Raw genomic sequence first — 16,259 nt, forward strand, 5'->3', positions numbered from 1 at the left:
TATCCGGCCACGGGTGCCATCCTGCGCCGATGACCGATGATCTGAGGCAGCGGCTCGACCGGCCGCGGTTCCCGAGGAGTGCCGGCTACGACCCCCAGTGGATGGTCGACAACTGGATGGGCCCGAGTGCCCTCTGGCTGCTCGAATGGCTGTGCGCCGACCTCGGCCTCGCGCCCGGCGCCCGCGTGCTCGACCTCGGATGCGGCCGGGCCATCACGTCGATCTTTCTGGCGAAGGAGTTCGGCGTCCAGGTCGTCGCGGCCGATCTCTGGATCGAGCCCACCGAGAACTGGCGTCGGATCGACGCCGCGGGCCAGGCCCGGCTGGTCACGCCGCTGCGGGCCGAGGCCCATGACCTGCCGTTCGCCGAGGGCTACTTCGACGCCATCGTCAGCGTCGACGCCTACCACTATTTCGGCACCGACGCGCTGTACCTGCCGTATCTGGGCCGGTTCCTGGCGCCCGGCGGCCACCTCGGCATCGCGGTGCCGGGGCTGACCGCGGAACTCGACGGCGAACTGCCCGAGCACCTCACGCCGCACTGGGAACCGGATTTCTGGGCCTTCCACTCGCCGGCCTGGTGGCAGCAGCTGTGGAGCCGCAGCGGCGTGGTCGACGACGTGCGCGCCGACTTGCTGGAAGACGGGTGGCGCGACTGGCTGGACTGGAGCGAAGCCGTCCTGGAGAACACCGACAATGACACCGCCCTGCGGCTCGTCCCCCGGGAAGTGGCCATGCTGCGAGCCGACACCGGCCGTCACCTCGGCTTCACCCGCGTCATCGCCCGGCGCCGCTGACAACTCATTGACACTTCACGATGCAGTCCTAGTGTCGGGCGTATGACCCGACGAGCCCTCGCCCTCTTCGCCGCCTTGTGCGCGATGCTGGTCCTCGCGCCGGCCGCCGCGCACGCCGACGGCCGCCACGGGGTGCGCCCGCTGGCCCGCGCGCACGCCCACAACGACTACGAGCACGAGCGTCCCCTGATCGACGCGTTGTCGCACGGCTTCACCAGCGTCGAGGCCGACATCTATCTGGTCGGCGGCGAACTGCTGGTCGCGCACGACCCGGAGGACGTCGTGCCGGGCCGCACGCTGCAGAGCCTCTACCTCGATCCGCTGGCACGCCGGGTGCGGGCCAACCACGGCCGCGTCTACCGGGGCAGCGACCTCTCCCTGCAGCTGCTGGTCGACATCAAGAACACCGGCGCCGCCACCTACACCGAGCTGGACCGGGTTCTCCGCCGATACCGGAGCATGCTTTCCTCGTACGCCCGGGGAAGGGTCTTCGATCGGGCCGTCACGGTGGTCGTCAGCGGTGACCGGCCGCGCGAGCTGATGGCCGCCCAGACCCGGCGCTACGCGTTCTACGACGGCCGCGCGGCCGACCTCGGCTCTGGCGCCCCGGCGTCGTTCATCCCGCTGATCAGCGACAACTGGACGAACCTGTTCACCTGGCAGGGTGTGGGCGAGTTCCCGGCCGCCGAACGGGCGAAGCTGCGCGCGTTCGTCCGGGACGCGCACGCGAACGGTCAGCGGGTGCGCTTCTGGGCGACACCCGACGTGCCCGGCCCGGCCCGCGACGCGGTCTGGCACGAGCTGGTGGCGGCCGGCGTCGACCACATCAACACCGACGACCTGGCCGGGCTGGAGGCGTTCTTGCGCGCCCGCCCGCACCGGGTCGCCGCGGCCGCTTAGCCGAGCCTGATGAGGATCTCGCCTTCGGCGCCGGTGGTGTCGACGCGAGCTTCCCCGCTGCCGTCCGGGCCGTGCGCGCGCAACGTGAACCGGCCGGGCGGCAACCGCAGCCGGAACCGCCCGCCGGCGTCGCTGAGCAGCGCGAGCTCCGGGATCGGGGCCGAGCCCTCGACCACGACCACCGTGGCCCCGGCGACGGGCGCGTCGTCACCGTCGACGACGCGCCCGGCCCATTCGCCCGCTACGGCCATCCGCCGTCCTCTTGCACCCACTGGGTCAGCGTCGCGAGCACGTCGGGGGTGATCCGGGGGGCCGAGTTCGCGGTGATGCCGAAGTCCGCCGGGGTGCCGCCGGTGCCGTAGGCGTGCACGCCGACCGCCTTGGGCGGCGATTCCTGGTCCTCCTGGATCCACACCGGCGCGCCGCTCTGGCCGCCGAACGTGTCGACCTCATAGAAGACCCGCCGTTCGGTGACCCGCAGAACCCGGTTACGGGCGAAGTACTGCTCCTGCCCCGCGCCGCGGTCCCCGGGGTAGCCGGAGATGTTCAGCTGGAAGCCGGCCAGGTCGTCGGCCGGCACCGCGGCCAGCGAGAACCAGCCAACGTCGGCGCCCAGCGGCTGGTCCAGGTGGATGCAGCCGATGTCGTAGTCGGCGTCCTCGCTGTCGATCCATTGGCCGATCGACGAGAAGCGGGTGCTGCTGACCCGGCCGAACGGTGTCGTGATGGCGGAGTCGCCCGGTCCGTTACGTCCGGGAATCACCGAGATCTCGCTGGCCCAGCCGCCGAAGAACTGGGTGCTGTAGACGCAGTGCCCGGCGGTGAGCACCGTCCTGGGGCCGATGAACCAGCCGGTGCCGATCGCCCCGGCGCCGCTCGGGCCGGTCAGCCGCAGCGAGCAGATCATCCGCCACGGGGTCAGGTGGGTGTCGAAGATCCGGACCCGTTCGTCGGCCGGGCCGATGACCGACTCGGTGCTGAGCATGCGCCGGATCGGGCCGCTCTTGCCCTTGGCGATCAGCGTGTAGGCCGACCGGGACGTCTCATCGGTCCCGGTGCCCGTGCTGCCCGGCGTGGCGGCCGGCCGCTCGGGCTCGGCCACCGGGGCCGACTCGGCCTCGATCGGAGTGACCGGCTTGCTGACCGAGCGCAGCCCGGTGACCGGCAGCGGCGCCACCTCTCCGTGAAAGAGGGACAGGATCGCGTCGCGGATCGGCGCGCTGGCCAGATATTCACCGATGCCGTGGTGGTTGGCGCTGCTGTTGCGCACGATGAAGTCCGTGCATTTGCCCGGTGGTGCGTATTCGGGACGGATCCGATGGTCGAGCGCGACCAGATCGGCCGAGTCGTTCACGTTCCGCCATTCCCGTACGCCGTCCGGCACGCGCAACGGCCGGGCCAGAAGGTCCTGCACTTCCAGGACGCCGAGCGGCGAACCCGCCGTCACGAACAGCTTGACGTCGGCCGCCGCGCCCGCCTCGAGCAGCGCCTCGTACGCGATGATCGAACCGAGGCTGTGCCCGACCACCACGAGCGGGCCGCCCACCCCGGACAGGGCGTCGGTGACGACCTTGCGCATGGGGTCGCGCAGTCCGCCGAAGAAGTACGCGTACACGTCGTGGAACGCGTTCTTGACCAGCGCGCGGAACGCGGCGATGCGCAGCTTGCGGGGCAGCGGCAGCGCCTCGGCCGGCCCGGCGCTCTCCCCCTCGGCCAGCGCGTCGGCGTAGTACGTCATCCGGCGCAGCCATTGCTCGAGCCGCTGATCGGCGCCGCCCGCCTCGGCCGCGGCGCCCGGCTCCTGGCGGGCCTCGCGCATCGCGTCGGCGACGAACGTCTCGGGGTCGACGATCTGCGGGGCCTGCTCGGCCTCGATCGCGGCCGCCTCCCCCAGCGGTTTCGGATAGCGGAGCCGGGCCCAGTAGGCCATCCGAGAGGCCGCGCCGAGATCCCGCCCGAAAAGCGCGTGATCCCATTCCGAGCGCAGCCGATCGACGGCGATCTTATTGCCGTTTCCGTGTACGTAAATGATGGTCGGTGCCATGACGACCTCCTCGGGGGTCATCACAGCACCGCGGCCAAGAACCAAATAGCGTCGCGTCGGGAAAGCGATAAGGCCGCGAATACAATTTCCTATTTGATCCCTACTCCGCACACCACGTCGAGGCGTTCGGGGGTCACCTGATCGGGGCGCCACAGCGGGGCCGAGGTCACTCCCGGTTCGACCAGGGTCAGCCCGTCGAAGAAACGCGCGAACTGGGCGTGGCCGCGCAGCACGTACGGCGGGTTGGCCTGTTCGTTCCAGATCTTCTCGGCCTCGCCATGCTCGATCCGCGCCTCCGGAATGATCCGCTGCGCGACCTCGCGGGTGTTGTCGGCCGTGGGCAGGCCGGTGCCCACGTCGAGGAACTGCCGGACGCCCTGACCGGCCACGAAGCTGACGGCGCGCACGAGGAACGCCCGCGATGCCCGCGCGTTGTCGGCGATGTCGGGAAATGCCGCCCGGATCTGATCGCCGACCGCCCGGTCGACCGCGAAATTGTCCGTGCCGCCGAGCCAGTAGTTCCAGATGCGCGCCGTCTGCGGCTGCTCGTCCATCGCTCTACTATGGACCAAGGAGACAGGGCCCCGGAACCAGCTGTATTGTTCCGCTGTGGATCAGAGCAGCACCGCCCCGGCCGGACTTGACCCGAATGTCCCGCATCCTGCCCGGCGCTACAACTACTGGCTGGGCGGCAAGGACCACTTCGCCGCCGATCGGGCCTCGGGTGACGCGCTCGAAAAGCTGTTTCCCAAGGTCCGTGACGGCGCCCTGGCCAACCGGGCCCAGCTGCAGCGGGCGACGCGCTTCCTGGCCGCCGAGGCCGGCATCCGGCAGTTCCTCGACATCGGCACCGGCCTGCCCACCGCGAACAACACCCACGAGGTCGCGCAGCGGATCATCCCCGACGCGCGGATCGTCTACGTCGACAACGACCCGCTCGTCATGGTCCACGCCCGGGCGCTGCTCAACAGCAGCCCGCAGGGGCGGACGGCGTACATCGAAGCCGATCTGAACACGCCGCGGGCGATCCTCGACAATCCGACGCTGCGCGACAACCTCGACCTCGACCAGCCGGTCGGCCTGATGCTGATCGCGGTCCTGCACTTCATCCACGGCGACGGCGCCGCCCTGCCGATCGTGCGCGAACTGCTCGACGCCCTGCCCTCGGGCAGTTACCTGGTCGCCACCCACGCCACGTCCGACTTCGGCACGCCCGAGCAGCAGGCGCTCTACCGGCAGATCATCGAGCAGGGCAAGTCCGACGTGTGGACCCGCCCCAAGGACGAGTTCGCCGCCCTGTTCGACGGTCTCGAGCTGGTCGAGCCCGGGGTGGTGCCGGCCAGCGAGTGGCGCCCCGAGCCCGGCGCGGTCATTCCCGCGCGCTCCGACATCAACATCTGGACGGCGGTCGGCCGCAAGCCCTGACCGCGGTCACCACGCTATCGGGCCGTTGTCGTCGAAATAGCCGCCGGTCGGGCCGTCGCCGGGCAGGGTGGCCAGGTGAATGGCGATCTGGGCGCCCTGCTCGGGCGTGCGGTATCCGCGGAACCCGTTGAGGTCGGTCGCCACGAAGCCCGGGCAACCGGCGTTGATCAGGATGTTCGTGTCGCGCAGCTCCTTGGCGTACTGGATCGTCACCGCGTTGAGGAACGACTTCGAGGGCGAGTACGCCGCCGAGACTGGCCCGGTGGCGTCGGTGTTCGCGCTCTGCATCGTCAGCGAGCCGACCGTGCTCGACATGTTGACGATGCGCGGGGCGGCCGAGCGGCGCAGCAGCGGAAGCATCGCGTTGGTCACCCGCACGACGCCGATCACGTTGGTCTCCACGACCGCGCGGATGGTGGCCGGGTCGACCAGGGTCGGCTCCTGCGGCCCGCCGCCGGTGATGCCCGCGTTGTTGACCAGCACGTCCAGGCCCCGGTCCTGCAGCAGCGCCGCGGCCGCGGAGACGCTGGCGTCGTCGGTGACATCCAGCGGCACACCGAACGCGTCGACGCCGGCCGCGCGCAGCTTCTCGACCGCGGCCTCCCGCCGTACGTCGTCCCGCGCCCCCACACCGACGGCCCAGCCGAGCGCGCCGAGGCCCGCCGCGATCTCGTAGCCGATGCCCTTGTTCGCGCCGGTGACCAGCGCGGTTGTCTGATTGCTCATGCCTTGAATGGTTCGCCCGGCCGGGGTTAGCGGCCAACACCGTTTGGGTGGGCAGCGATACCGTGGGGGTATGGAAACGCGGGAGCTGCGCTATTTCGTCGCCGTGGCCGAGGAACTGCACTTCGGGCGGGCGGCGCAGCGTCTCGGCATCGCGCAGCCGCCGCTGTCCCGGGCGATCGGCCAGCTCGAGCGGCGCCTCGGAGTCGACCTGTTCACCCGCACGAGCCGCGCGGTGGCGCTGACCGAGCCCGGCACGGTGCTGCTGCGCGAGGGCCGGGCGGCGCTGGACGCGGTCGAGGCGGCCGAGAGGCGCACGCGGCGGGCCTCGCACAAGCCCGGCCTGGTGCTGGCCGCGAAGGCCGGGGCGGCCGGCGAGATCCTGGCCAAGCTGCTCGACGCGTACGCCGCGGAGCCCGATTCGGTGCCGGTCGACGTGGTGCTGTGCCGGGTCGGTGAGCAGGAGGGACTGCTGCGCGACGGGCGGGCCGACGTGGCGTTGCTGCACCTGCCGTTCGACTCGACGGCCGGCTTCGACGTCGAGGAGCTGAACACCGAGGGCCAGGTGCTGCTGCTGCCCGCGGGCCACCCCCTGAGTTCGCGCCCCCACCTCCGCATGTCCGACTTGTCGGGCCTGCCCCTGCCACGCTGGCCCGGCCGCGACGGCGTGTATCCCCCCGGCGCCGGACCCGAGGTGCACGACCACACCCAGTTGCTGCAGCTCATCACCCTCGACCGGGCCGTGGCCGTGCTGCCGGAATCGTGCCGCGCCCAGCTCGGCGACGACATCGCCACCGTGCCGGTGCTGGACGCCCCGGTGGTCACCACGGTGATCGCCTGGCCGCCACACAGCCGCTCCCGGACCCTGGCCGGCCTGATCCTGGCCGCGACCCGCCTCTGAGCGGGCTCGCCACCGGCGTCGTTGCCCCCACTACTTCGTCATCCCGCAACTCCGGTAGCTAAGATTTCGGATGTTGCCATCATCGGGATGGCATGAGTATCGTGCCGCGCATGAGATTGACCCGGGCACAGCAGCAGGAGCGCACCAAGGAGGCGGTCCTCTCCTCCGCGCACTGGGAGTTCTCACACTTCGGCTATTCCGCGGCCAAGGTCGACCGGATAGCCGAGCGGGCCGAGCTGACCCGCGGAGCCGTCTATTCGAACTTCCCCAGCAAGCGCTCGCTCTACCTGGCCGTCCTGCTCGACTCCCTCTCCCCGCACGCCGCGAAGCCATCACCGGCCCCCGCCCCGGCCGATGATCCTGCCGATCTGGCCTCGGCCGTCGAGGCGTTCGCGCGGGTCTGGCTGGAACGCCTGCCGCTGGCCGTCGACGAAGCCGAAGCCGGTCGCCTCGCCGCGCGGTCGCTGACCGGGGTGGTCGACGACTCCCCGGGCCGCGCCACCCTGGCCCAGATCACCCGGCTCGAGGCGATGCTGCTGGCCGTCGCGCTCGAGTCGTGCCGGGCCCGCGACACCGGGCGGCGGGTGCGGCTGGCCGAGCTGATCCTCACGCTGCTGCAGGGCGCGGCCCACCTGGCCGAGACCGCACCCGGGTTCGGCGACCCGTTCGACGTCGCGCGGGCCTGCCGGCATCTGGCCGGGCTGCCGCTCACCGATGAATGGAATCCACCCCACCTCCCGTACGTCGCCCCGCCCCGCCCGGTCCGCGAGCCGTGGAGCCCGCCCGGCGACCTGACCGACGAGCTCAGCGGCCGGCCGACCGGCTTCGGCGACGACGGCGTGCTCGTCGTACTCGGCACCGACCGGCTCGAAGCCGCCGAGGAGGCCGTGCGCGCGGCCCGCCCCGGCGACGTGGTCACCCTCGCGCTCGTCACCGACGACCCGGCCGAGACCGGAGCCCTCGTCCGCCTGCGCGTCACCGACCTGACGACCAGCCTGCGCCAGGTCTTCGGGCCCGGCGTCCGGCCCTCGCTGCGCCTGGTCCTCGACGACCGGGGCGTCCTCGCCGCCGCCCTCGGCGCCCCGGCCGCGGCCGGCACGGAGTCCGCTGTACGCGTGCGGTCCGGCGAGATCGTGGCCCGCGCCGACGGCCGCGGGGCCGGGCACGCGGCGGCCGGGGCGACGCCATGAACGTCGTGCTGCACACCCTGCGCTGCATCGGCCATGCCGACCTGACCCGGATCGCCGCCACAGCCGGACGGACCGAGGCCGAGACCGAATCCGAGCTGATCGACCTGGCCGTCGACGGGCTGGTCACCCGTTCGATGGGCGCCTGGGGGCTCACCGAGACAGGCAAAGCGGCCGCCTGTTCGGCCGCGGCCGCCGAGCTCGATGCCGCCGGCGCGCGGGCCGCGGTCACCACGGCGTACGAGACGTTCCTGACCCTCAACCCCGAACTGCTCGACCTGTGCTCGATGTGGCAGCTGCGCGACGCCACCCTCGACCCCGGCCGTGTGCTGGACCGCTTCGCCGACCTCAACCGCCGCGTCCGCCCGGTCCTCGGCGCGCTGCCCCGGCTCGGGAGCTACCGGGAACGGCTCGACGCGGCGCTGCAACGGGCCCGCGGCGGGGCGATGGAGGAGCTGACCGACAGCATGACCTCGTACCACGTGGTCTGGTTCCAGCTGCACGAAGATCTGCTGGTCACGCTCGGAATCCCGCGCACATGACCACCCCCGCCGCGTGGTGGCCGCTCGACCGCGCGCTCGACGAGCCCGCCGGCTCGATCGGGGCGAAGGCGCACGGCCTGGTCCGGTTGCTGCGCCTCGACCTGCCGGTGCCGCCCGCCTTCGTCATCGGCGCCGGCGCGTGCCGCGACTTCCTGCGCGACGGCCGGCTTCCCGACGGGCTCGAGACCGCCGCCCAAGACCTCGGGGCTTCAGCGGTGTCGGTGCGCTCGGGGGCGGCCGTGTCGATGCCCGGCATGATGAACACCGTCCTCGACGTCCGCGGGCCGGTCACACCCGCCGTCCGCGAGGTGTTCGAGTCGTGGAACACCCCGCGCGCCGTCACCTATCGCGAACTGCACGGCATCCGGCACGACCTGGGCACGGCGGTGATCGTCCAGGCCATGGTCCACGGCGACCGCGACGAGCACAGCGGCAGCGGCGTCGCCTTCAGCCGCGACCCCGGCACCGGCGACCCCACCCCGTACGGAGACGTGCTCTTCGGCCGGCGCGGCGACGCCGTCGTGTCGGGCGAGTTCAACACGTTGCCGCTGGCCGAGCTGGCCGGCCGCGAACCGGGCGTGTGGTCCGGCCTGACCGCGGCCCTGACCCGCGCCGAACAGCACTACCGCGACGCCTGCCACGTCGAGTTCACCTTCGAGTCGGGCCGGCTGTGGCTGCTGCAGGTCCGCCCCGGCGGCCTCACCCCGCGCGCCGCCGTACGCGTCGCCGTCGACCTCGCCGACGAGGGCCTCATCACCCGCGCCGACGCCGTAGGCCGTCTCACCCCGCACCAACTGCGCGCGGCCGCCACACCCCGGATGCGGCCCGCCACCGTCCTGGCCCGCGGTCGCGGCGCCTCCCCCGGCGTGGCCACCGGCCGGGTCACCCACACCGCGGACGAAGCCGTCCACATGCCCGGCCCCGCCATCCTCGTCCGCCCGGTCACCTCACCGCTCGACATGCACGGCCTGGCCGCCGCCACCGGAGTGGTCACCGCCCGCGGCGGCCTGGCCAGTCACGCCGCGGTAGTGGCCCGCTCCCTCGGCAAGCCCGCCGTCGTAGGCACCACCGACCTCACCGCCCTGACCCCCGGCACGCTGATCACCATCGACGGCAGCTCCGGCGAGATAGCCCTGGGCGACCCCGGCGCCACCCCCGGCACCGCCGACCCACACTTGCGCCGCCTACTGAAGTGGTCCGGCCAGCCACCGCCGTAGCCCACCACCACTGGACGGCGTAGGCCGAAACGCGTGGCGCGTGGTCTATTGGGACGTGACCGCGCCGGACTTGTCGACGGTGTGGGTCCGCCAATAGACGTCCCACTCGTCGTCGACGTGCTTGGGCTCCTGGCCGTCCGGGAAACGCGAGAAACCGGCCGGCGGCTCCTCGTCCTTGGGGACGCACTGGCGGCCGCTGCCGCCGGTCTGCAGGACCGGGTAGTCGTCGGATCCGCAGATGGCGTCCTTCATGCAACCGCCGAGCAGCAGGGCCACACTGGACGCGACCAGCGCGAGGGCGGCGGGGCGGCGCAAGCTCATGCCCGCGATTCTCCCGGATTCCCGCCGCACCCGTCACCCCTGAACCGGAGCCGCACCTGCTGTGGCTTGCCGTCAGCTCAGGGCGAGCGGACGGCGGCTTTCAGCGCCGGGCCAGGCGGCGCTCGCCGGCCTGGCCGGTCTGGTAGGGCAAGTTGTAGTGGGCGAAGACGCCCGGCTCGTCGGCGGCGGTCAGCTCGCCGTCGACCTCGATCGTCGGCGCGTCGCCGATCAGCTTCTTGCCGTAACGCACCCGGACGGCGTCGGGCCGGACGGTGGCGCCGCCCAGCGGCACGAAGGCCAGGCGGTGCCGGCCGATGAAGCCGATGCGTACGGTGGCGAACGCCGGCTCGTCGGTGGCGGTGTCGACGTACACCGCTTCCAATTCGCCGATCTTGTCGCCGTCGGGGTCGATGACTTTCTCGCCGCGCCAGTCACGCAGGTTTTCAGCGGGGAACATGCGCCTCAGATGCCCGTCCTGGCCTGCAGTGAAACGGCACGCTCGCACAACCGGGCCGGACGGGCCTCAGCCGAAGACGATGCGGGCGGTCAGACCGCCGCCGACCGGGCTCGAGAAGGTCAGATCGGCGCCCTGAGCCTGAATGATCCGGCGGGTCACGGCCAGGCCCAGACCCATGCCCGGCGACTCGTTGCGGCGGGCGTCGGCGCCCCGGAAGAACGGCATGCCGAGCTGGGTCAGCTCCTGCTCGCCCAGACCGGGGCCGTGGTCGCGGATCTCGACAGCGGGGCACGGTCCGTCGGTCAGCGACACGGTCACCGGCTGGTCAGCGTGGCTGTACCCGAGGGCGTTGCTCAGCAGGTGACCGATCGCCACCTCGAGCAGCTGCGGGTCGGCGTACACGGAAATCGGACGTCCGGGGCCCTCCAGCACGATCCGCGACCCGGCCAGGCCGAGCGCGGCCGCCACCGACGCCGTGAGACACGTCAGGTCGACCGTGCGGCGATCACCGACGGGCTCCTGGTGGTGCTGCTGGGCGGCGCGCAGCAGGGTGTCGACCGTACGGCCGAGGCGGCCGGCGTTGCGGCTGATCGCGTCGAGCTGGCGGGCGAACGCGGGCGGGACCGCCCCCGGCACACCGGTGAGCAGCTCGATGTAGCCCTGGATGGCGCTCAGCGGGGTTCGGAACTCGTGCGACATCGTCGCGAGCATGTCCTCCTGGCCGGCCAGTTCGAGCGGCGAGCGGTTGTCCAGCAGATGCCGCAGACCCGTCTCGGCGTCGACCCGGCGGGCGAGACGCTCCAGGTAGCGGCGGGTGGTGTCGGCGTCGAGACCGCGGCGGCCGTTGTCGAACACGCACAGCGCCCCGACGATGTGCCCGTCGTGCCGCAGCGGGGCGGCCGCGATGAAGTTGACGTGCGCCGAACCCGACACCAGCGGGTGATCGGCGAGCCGCGGATCGTGCGACGCGTCGTCGACCACCATGGCGTCGTTGCGCCCGGCGACGATGTCGCACAACGATCGCGACTTGGGCACGTCGACCGCCATCGGCATGCCCAGCGTCGCCGCGAAGTGCGCGTGGGCCTCGTCGGCCACCTTCAGCGCGACCATGGGCGCCTGGCACACGTCGGCGACGAGCTCGAGAACCTCGGGCACATCCGAGACCGCAGACCGATAGCTTCCCGCCGCCACATGCCGCGGCTCGATGCTGAACGACACCATCGCTTCTCATCCCCCGCCGACGATTCTCCCTGGACAGCAAGATTCATCGGCCACCCGCCCGCCCGCTGCAGAACCCCCTCCGGTGCAGCCGGGGAGCGAACCGGCACCGCACATCCGCTAAAGCATCCTAGGAGGCTAGGAACGGGCTAGGGCCTCGGCCGTTCGCAGGACGTGGCAGCGCAGGAGCTCGGCGGCCCGAGCGCCGTCGCGGGCCAGGGCCGCCTCCTCCAGAGCCTGATGCTCGGCGGCGGCGTCGCGGGACGGGTCACCGCGGACGGACCAGCGCCGGGCCAGTTCCCCGGCCGTCCAGAGGCGGTCGAAGGTTTCCAGCAGCACGTCGTTGCCGCACGCGGCCAGCAAGGTGCGATGGAACAGGCGGTGCGCCTCGTGCCATGCGTCGCTGAGGTGGCTGTCCCCCTCGCGGTCGAAGAACGGGGTGCCGGCCAGGCGGTGATGGGCGGCCCGCACGGCCGCCTCCCATTCCAGGTCACCGCGCTCGACGGCCAGCCGCAGCGCCGCCGGCTCGATGATGGCGCGGGCCTCGGCGATCTGCTGCCAGCGTCCGGCACCGGTGGCCGGCACGGCGAAACCCCGGTTGGGCAGGCGGTCGGCCAGACCCTCCCCGACCAGACGGAGCAGGGCCTCGCGCGCGACGGCCAGGCTCACGCCGTGGCGCGTCGCCAGTTCCTGCGGCTTCAGCGCCTGCCGTGGCTCGAACTCCCCGTGCAGCACGGCCGTCCGCAGCGACGCGTAGACCTTCTCGGACGCTGTCATGCTGATCACCCTACCCAAGATAATCGATTATCTGTACATTAATCGACTGAGACACGAAAGCAGAGACGGAGCAGACATGAACAACCCGTTCGAACGCCTTCCCGAGGTGCCCGCCTTCACCCTCACCAGCACGTCGGTGAAGGACGGCGAGGCCCTGCCCCCGGCCCAGATGTCGGGTCAGGACCGGTCGCCGCAGCTCAGCTGGACCGGCGCCCCGGAGGGCACGAAGAGCTACGCCGTGACCGTCTACGACCCGGACGCCCCGACCGGTTCCGGGTTCTGGCACTGGGCGGTCGCCAACATCCCGGCCGCAGTCACGTCCCTGCCCGAGGGGGCGCAGGCCCTGCCGGAACCGGCCTACCAATTGCCCAACGACGCCCGGCTGCCGCAGTTCATCGGCGCGGCCCCGCCGGCCGGTCACGGTCCGCACCGCTACTTCATCACCGTGCACGCCCTGGACGTCGAGGACATCGGGGTGCCGGCCGATGCCACCCCGGCGATCCTCGGCTTCACGATGGCGGGTCACATCCTGGGCCGCGCCACGATCGTCGCCACGGCCGAGACCCCGGCCTCCTGACCTCGAGGGCCGGGCCGGTCAGTCGACGATCACCACGGTGCCGGAGGGTGCGTCGAGCAATTCGACCGTACGGGAAGCGGCCCGGTCGATCCGAATGCGCGGCTCGGCCGGCGGCTCACCCTCGTAGAAGGTGCCGGGACCGTAGAACTGGCCGTATCGAAGAACCACTCCCCCGTACGCCAGGGTCTCGCGCTCCAGAGCGGCCACTCCGTCGGCGCCCGGCCCGGGGGCGGCCGGCCAGGCGATCGACTGGGAGAGCAGGCGCGGCGAACCGGCCGCGCGGGCGGCGGCGACCAGGTTCCGCGTGCCCTCGGCACGGATCCGGCCGTTCAGCGCCTGATGCTCGGCGATCTTCGCGGCGTCGTCGGGCAGGTCGGTCAGCTCGTTGAGGATCACGTCGGGCGCGAAGAGGCGTACGGCGTCAACAAGCCTGTCCCGGTCGAAGACGTCACAAGTGATCGGCTCGGCGCCCAGCGCGACAACCGCCCCGGTCTTGGCCGGCGAGCGGGTCATGCCACCCACGACATGACCCGCGCCGGTCAGGAGGGGGACGAGTCGTTGCCCGATGACGCCGGTCGCACCGGCCAGGAAGATCCGCACCGGGCGAGCCTAGATCGGCGCGGCCGGGGGTAAGGGACCCGCATGGCCAAATACGAGGTCAATGACGCGGCGGTACGGCGGGCCCGGGAACTGATCGCGGCCCGCCAGTACGTGCTGGACAGCGACTGGGGCAGCGTGCAGCCGCGCGCCGACGCCGAGAACTCCTATCTCGACAAGCACTCCTTCGAGGAGTACGGCGCCTGGCATCTCGGCCTGACCGAAGGCGCGGGTGACGAGACCAAGGCCCGCTACGCCTTCGTCTACGGCGATCTGCGGCGGCTGCATCGTACGGGCCTGATCGCCTGTGTCTATCGGGCCTCCGAATGGCGGCACAAGGACATCGAACTGGCCGCCCACGACCTGCTGCAGGAGCTGGACGCCAAGGCCGGCATCAAGTGAGCGGCGGCGCGACGAGCTGATGCGCCGCGATCTGGAAGCCACCGGCCCTCGCGACGCCGGGGATGTGTGGGACCGGTACGTGCGGCCGGCGCGCTGGCCCGAGTGGTCGCCGCAGATCCGGTCGGTCGAGTACGCCTCCCCGACGTTGCGCGACCACACCGCCGGAGTGGTGCGCGGCCCGCTGGGCGTACGGGTCGATTTCGTCATCGTGCGCGTCTCGCCGCCACAGTCGTGGTCGTGGATGGTCCGGGTGGCCGGCATCCAGATGGAGCTGGGGCATCGCGTCGAGGCGGTCGCGGAGGGAACGCGGACCACGCTGACCCTGCGCGGGTCCGCACCGATCGTGCTGGCTTATGTGCTGCCGGCCCGGCTCGCGCTGCGGAAGCTGGTCAGCGAATAAGCCGCTGCTCATATGCGCAGGTGACGCTTTGACCCCCGTTCCCGGACCGGCCTAGGTTCGCTCTCGTGAAAATGAGTTTCATTTCGGCTATCGCCGTAGTGGCCCTGGCGGGATGCGCCCCGGCCGTGGCACCGGCCGCCTCCGCCTCGTCCACCACGATCACCAATTGCGGGCGGCCGCTGTCCGTCCCGGCGCCGCCCGCGCGGGCCGTCACCATGGAGCAGAACGCCACCGAGATCCTGCTCAGCCTCGGGCTGGCCGACCGGATGGCGGGCACCAGCTACCAGACCGACCCCGTGCTTGCTTCGCTGTCGGACGCCTACGCGAGTGTGCCGGTGCTGGCCAAGCTCTACCCGTCGCGCGAGAAGGTGCTCGAGACGCGGCCCGACTTCGTCTATTCGACCTTCACGTCGGCCTACGCCCCCGACGCCGCCGGCCCGCGCGCCGACCTGGCCGGGCTGGGCGTGCCCGCGTACCTGTCGCGCTTCGCCTGTGAGTCCTCGCCGCAGAACTTCTCGTTCGACGGCATCTTCCAGGAGATCGAGGAAGTGGCGGCCGTCTTTGGTGTGGCCGGCCGCGGCGCCACGCTCGTGGCCGACCAGAAGGCGCGTCTCGCCGCGGCGGTGGCGCGGACCCACGACCCGGCGTCGGTCCTCTGGTACTACTCGGGCACCAGCACCCCGTACGTGGCCGGGCCGGGTGGCGTCCCGGCCGCGATCAGCTCGCAGCTGGGGCTGATCAACGTCTACGCCGACGCTCGCCAGACCTGGCCCGCCGGCAACTGGGAACAGATCGCCACCCGCAACCCGGCCTGGATCGTCGTGGCCGACCTGTCCCGCGGTGGCGACGGCGACAGCGCCCGGTCAAAGATCGATTTCCTCCGTACGAACCCGGTGACCTCGCAGCTGGACGCGGTCAAGGCGGGCCGGTTCATCACCGTGCCCGGCTCGTCCCTGGACCCGTCGGTACGCAGCGTGAGCGCCGTCGAGCTGGTCGGGGCGGCGCTGTGACCGCCCTTTCCGTCTCGTCGGCGCAGCGGCTGCTCATTGCGTGGGACAAGCAGCAGACCGCGTACGTAGCCCACCGCGAGAACCGTTTCCTGGCCATGCTCGACGTGCTGCGCCTGCACTTCGACCGCGACGACCTGCGCGTGCTCGATCTGTGCTGCGGCCCGGGCGCGATCTCGCAGCGTGTCTTGTCCACGTTCCCCGGCGTGACCGTCACCGCCGTCGACTACGACCCGATGCTGCTGCGCATCGCCGAGCGCGCCCTTTCCCCGTACGGGAACCGGCTCCGGATCGTCGACGCCGATCTGACCTCGCCGTTGTGGCCGTCGCTGGTCGCCCCCGGCCCGTTCGACGCGGTTCTCAGCTCGACCGCGCTGCACTGGCTCTCTCCCGCCGAGCTGCTCGCCGTCTATCGCGACGCCGCGTCGCTCCTGCCGCCCGGAGGCGTCCTGATGAATGCCGACCACCTCCGTTTCGACGACCGCTCCCCCACTCTGTTCTCGATCTCGGAACGTCACGACGCCCGCACCCAGGCCGGCGACTTCGCGGCCGGCGCCCTCGACTACGCCGCCTGGTATGCGCTGGCCGCCGAGGAGCCCGAACTGGCCGCTCTGCTCCCCGAGCGCGAGAAGCGCTTCGCCGACCGCCCGCCGCAGCCGCTGTCACCGCTCGAGTTCCACCTGGCGGCTCTGCGCGCGGCCGGCTTCCCGGAGACGGGCACCGTCTGGCAGTACCTCGACGACTATGTCGTCTTCGCCCGCCGGTGA

At 71.8% G+C, this 16,259-nt stretch carries 21 protein-coding genes; 12 read left to right on the forward strand and 9 right to left on the reverse strand.

Features of this window, described 5'->3' with window-relative positions; genetic code table 11:
- Window positions 1–29 precede the first annotated feature (29 nt).
- Both ACZ3I4_RS09085 and ACZ3I4_RS09090 read left to right on the forward strand, forming a co-directional pair.
- Window positions 30–797, forward strand: a complete 768-nt coding sequence (locus ACZ3I4_RS09085; protein ID WP_465381352.1) for an SAM-dependent methyltransferase — start codon at window positions 30–32, stop codon at window positions 795–797.
- 42 nt (window positions 798–839) lie between these two features.
- Window positions 840–1,697 (forward strand): phosphatidylinositol-specific phospholipase C/glycerophosphodiester phosphodiesterase family protein, encoded by an 858-nt coding sequence (locus ACZ3I4_RS09090; protein WP_465381353.1) that lies wholly within the window; start codon window positions 840–842, stop codon window positions 1,695–1,697.
- Here the strand turns inward: ACZ3I4_RS09090 and ACZ3I4_RS09095 are convergent.
- From ACZ3I4_RS09095 to ACZ3I4_RS09105, 3 genes are all read right to left on the reverse strand, one after another.
- Window positions 1,694–1,948: a carboxypeptidase-like regulatory domain-containing protein gene (locus tag ACZ3I4_RS09095; protein ID WP_465381354.1), complete on the reverse strand. Its 255-nt coding sequence runs from the start codon at window positions 1,946–1,948 to the stop codon at window positions 1,694–1,696. The two genes, ACZ3I4_RS09090 and ACZ3I4_RS09095, sit on opposite strands and share 4 nt — an antisense overlap.
- Window positions 1,939–3,741 carry a trypsin-like serine peptidase gene (locus tag ACZ3I4_RS09100; protein WP_465381355.1) on the reverse strand — a complete coding sequence of 601 codons (1,803 nt, stop codon included), beginning with the start codon at window positions 3,739–3,741 and terminating at the stop codon, window positions 1,939–1,941. Before ACZ3I4_RS09100 ends, ACZ3I4_RS09095 begins: the two co-directional genes overlap by 10 nt.
- A gap of 89 nt (window positions 3,742–3,830) precedes the next feature.
- The gene (locus tag ACZ3I4_RS09105) at window positions 3,831–4,295 is read right to left on the reverse strand and encodes an SAM-dependent methyltransferase (protein WP_465381356.1); all 465 of its coding nucleotides are present in this window, start codon (window positions 4,293–4,295) and stop codon (window positions 3,831–3,833) included.
- 55 nt (window positions 4,296–4,350) lie between these two features.
- Between ACZ3I4_RS09105 and ACZ3I4_RS09110 the strand changes: the two genes are divergently transcribed.
- Entirely contained in the window at window positions 4,351–5,166 is an 816-nt protein-coding gene (locus ACZ3I4_RS09110; protein ID WP_465381357.1) for an SAM-dependent methyltransferase, read from the forward strand.
- Window positions 5,167–5,172: 6 nt separating this feature from the next.
- On the opposite strand, the gene ACZ3I4_RS09115 is transcribed toward ACZ3I4_RS09110, so the two are convergent.
- Window positions 5,173–5,892 (reverse strand): SDR family NAD(P)-dependent oxidoreductase, encoded by a 720-nt coding sequence (locus ACZ3I4_RS09115; RefSeq protein ID WP_465381358.1) that lies wholly within the window; start codon window positions 5,890–5,892, stop codon window positions 5,173–5,175.
- Window positions 5,893–5,962: 70 nt separating this feature from the next.
- On the opposite strand from ACZ3I4_RS09115, the gene ACZ3I4_RS09120 reads away from it, so the two are divergent.
- The 4 genes from ACZ3I4_RS09120 to ACZ3I4_RS09135 all read left to right on the forward strand — a co-directional run bounded on the left by ACZ3I4_RS09120 (window position 5,963) and on the right by ACZ3I4_RS09135 (window position 9,736).
- The gene (locus tag ACZ3I4_RS09120) at window positions 5,963–6,790 is read left to right on the forward strand and encodes a LysR family transcriptional regulator (RefSeq protein ID WP_465381359.1); all 828 of its coding nucleotides are present in this window, start codon (window positions 5,963–5,965) and stop codon (window positions 6,788–6,790) included.
- A 110-nt stretch (window positions 6,791–6,900) separates the two neighbouring features.
- Window positions 6,901–7,980, forward strand: coding sequence for a TetR/AcrR family transcriptional regulator (locus ACZ3I4_RS09125; RefSeq protein ID WP_465381360.1), 1,080 nt, complete (start codon window positions 6,901–6,903; stop codon window positions 7,978–7,980).
- Window positions 7,977–8,519, forward strand: coding sequence for a transcriptional regulator (locus tag ACZ3I4_RS09130; protein WP_465381361.1), 543 nt, complete (start codon window positions 7,977–7,979; stop codon window positions 8,517–8,519). The genes ACZ3I4_RS09125 and ACZ3I4_RS09130 overlap by 4 nt, the downstream gene beginning before the upstream one ends.
- Window positions 8,516–9,736 (forward strand): PEP/pyruvate-binding domain-containing protein, encoded by a 1,221-nt coding sequence (locus ACZ3I4_RS09135; RefSeq protein WP_465381362.1) that lies wholly within the window; start codon window positions 8,516–8,518, stop codon window positions 9,734–9,736. Before ACZ3I4_RS09130 ends, ACZ3I4_RS09135 begins: the two co-directional genes overlap by 4 nt.
- A gap of 45 nt (window positions 9,737–9,781) precedes the next feature.
- On the opposite strand, the gene ACZ3I4_RS09140 is transcribed toward ACZ3I4_RS09135, so the two are convergent.
- The 4 genes from ACZ3I4_RS09140 to ACZ3I4_RS09155 form a co-directional block, all read right to left on the reverse strand.
- Complete coding sequence (locus tag ACZ3I4_RS09140) at window positions 9,782–10,057, reverse strand: SCO0607 family lipoprotein (RefSeq protein ID WP_465381363.1); 276 nt, start codon at window positions 10,055–10,057, stop codon at window positions 9,782–9,784.
- A gap of 100 nt (window positions 10,058–10,157) precedes the next feature.
- Window positions 10,158–10,514: a PRC-barrel domain-containing protein gene (locus tag ACZ3I4_RS09145; protein WP_465381364.1), complete on the reverse strand. Its 357-nt coding sequence runs from the start codon at window positions 10,512–10,514 to the stop codon at window positions 10,158–10,160.
- A gap of 66 nt (window positions 10,515–10,580) precedes the next feature.
- Entirely contained in the window at window positions 10,581–11,732 is a 1,152-nt protein-coding gene (locus ACZ3I4_RS09150) for a GAF domain-containing sensor histidine kinase (RefSeq protein WP_465381365.1), read from the reverse strand.
- Window positions 11,733–11,870: 138 nt separating this feature from the next.
- On the reverse strand, window positions 11,871–12,509 hold the full coding sequence (locus tag ACZ3I4_RS09155; RefSeq protein ID WP_465381366.1) for a GntR family transcriptional regulator: 639 nt from the start codon (window positions 12,507–12,509) through the stop codon (window positions 11,871–11,873).
- A gap of 76 nt (window positions 12,510–12,585) precedes the next feature.
- Between ACZ3I4_RS09155 and ACZ3I4_RS09160 the strand changes: the two genes are divergently transcribed.
- Entirely contained in the window at window positions 12,586–13,086 is a 501-nt protein-coding gene (locus ACZ3I4_RS09160; RefSeq protein WP_465381367.1) for a YbhB/YbcL family Raf kinase inhibitor-like protein, read from the forward strand.
- A gap of 18 nt (window positions 13,087–13,104) precedes the next feature.
- On the opposite strand, the gene ACZ3I4_RS09165 is transcribed toward ACZ3I4_RS09160, so the two are convergent.
- A complete protein-coding gene (locus ACZ3I4_RS09165) occupies window positions 13,105–13,686 on the reverse strand; it encodes an NAD-dependent epimerase/dehydratase family protein (protein WP_465381368.1) in 582 nt (193 codons plus the stop codon).
- Between the two features lie 42 nt (window positions 13,687–13,728).
- Here ACZ3I4_RS09165 and ACZ3I4_RS09170 point away from each other — a divergent pair, with 42 nt between their 5' ends.
- The 4 genes from ACZ3I4_RS09170 (at window position 13,729) to ACZ3I4_RS09185 (ending at window position 16,259) form a co-directional block, all read left to right on the forward strand.
- Window positions 13,729–14,085, forward strand: coding sequence for a hypothetical protein (locus ACZ3I4_RS09170; RefSeq protein WP_465381369.1), 357 nt, complete (start codon window positions 13,729–13,731; stop codon window positions 14,083–14,085).
- A gap of 19 nt (window positions 14,086–14,104) precedes the next feature.
- Complete coding sequence (locus ACZ3I4_RS09175; RefSeq protein WP_465381370.1) at window positions 14,105–14,485, forward strand: SRPBCC family protein; 381 nt, start codon at window positions 14,105–14,107, stop codon at window positions 14,483–14,485.
- A gap of 71 nt (window positions 14,486–14,556) precedes the next feature.
- On the forward strand, window positions 14,557–15,495 hold the full coding sequence (locus ACZ3I4_RS09180; protein ID WP_465381371.1) for an ABC transporter substrate-binding protein: 939 nt from the start codon (window positions 14,557–14,559) through the stop codon (window positions 15,493–15,495).
- Window positions 15,492–16,259, forward strand: coding sequence for a class I SAM-dependent methyltransferase (locus tag ACZ3I4_RS09185; protein WP_465381372.1), 768 nt, complete (start codon window positions 15,492–15,494; stop codon window positions 16,257–16,259). Before ACZ3I4_RS09180 ends, ACZ3I4_RS09185 begins: the two co-directional genes overlap by 4 nt.

The organism is Actinoplanes sp. NPDC021490, assembly GCF_055562135.1.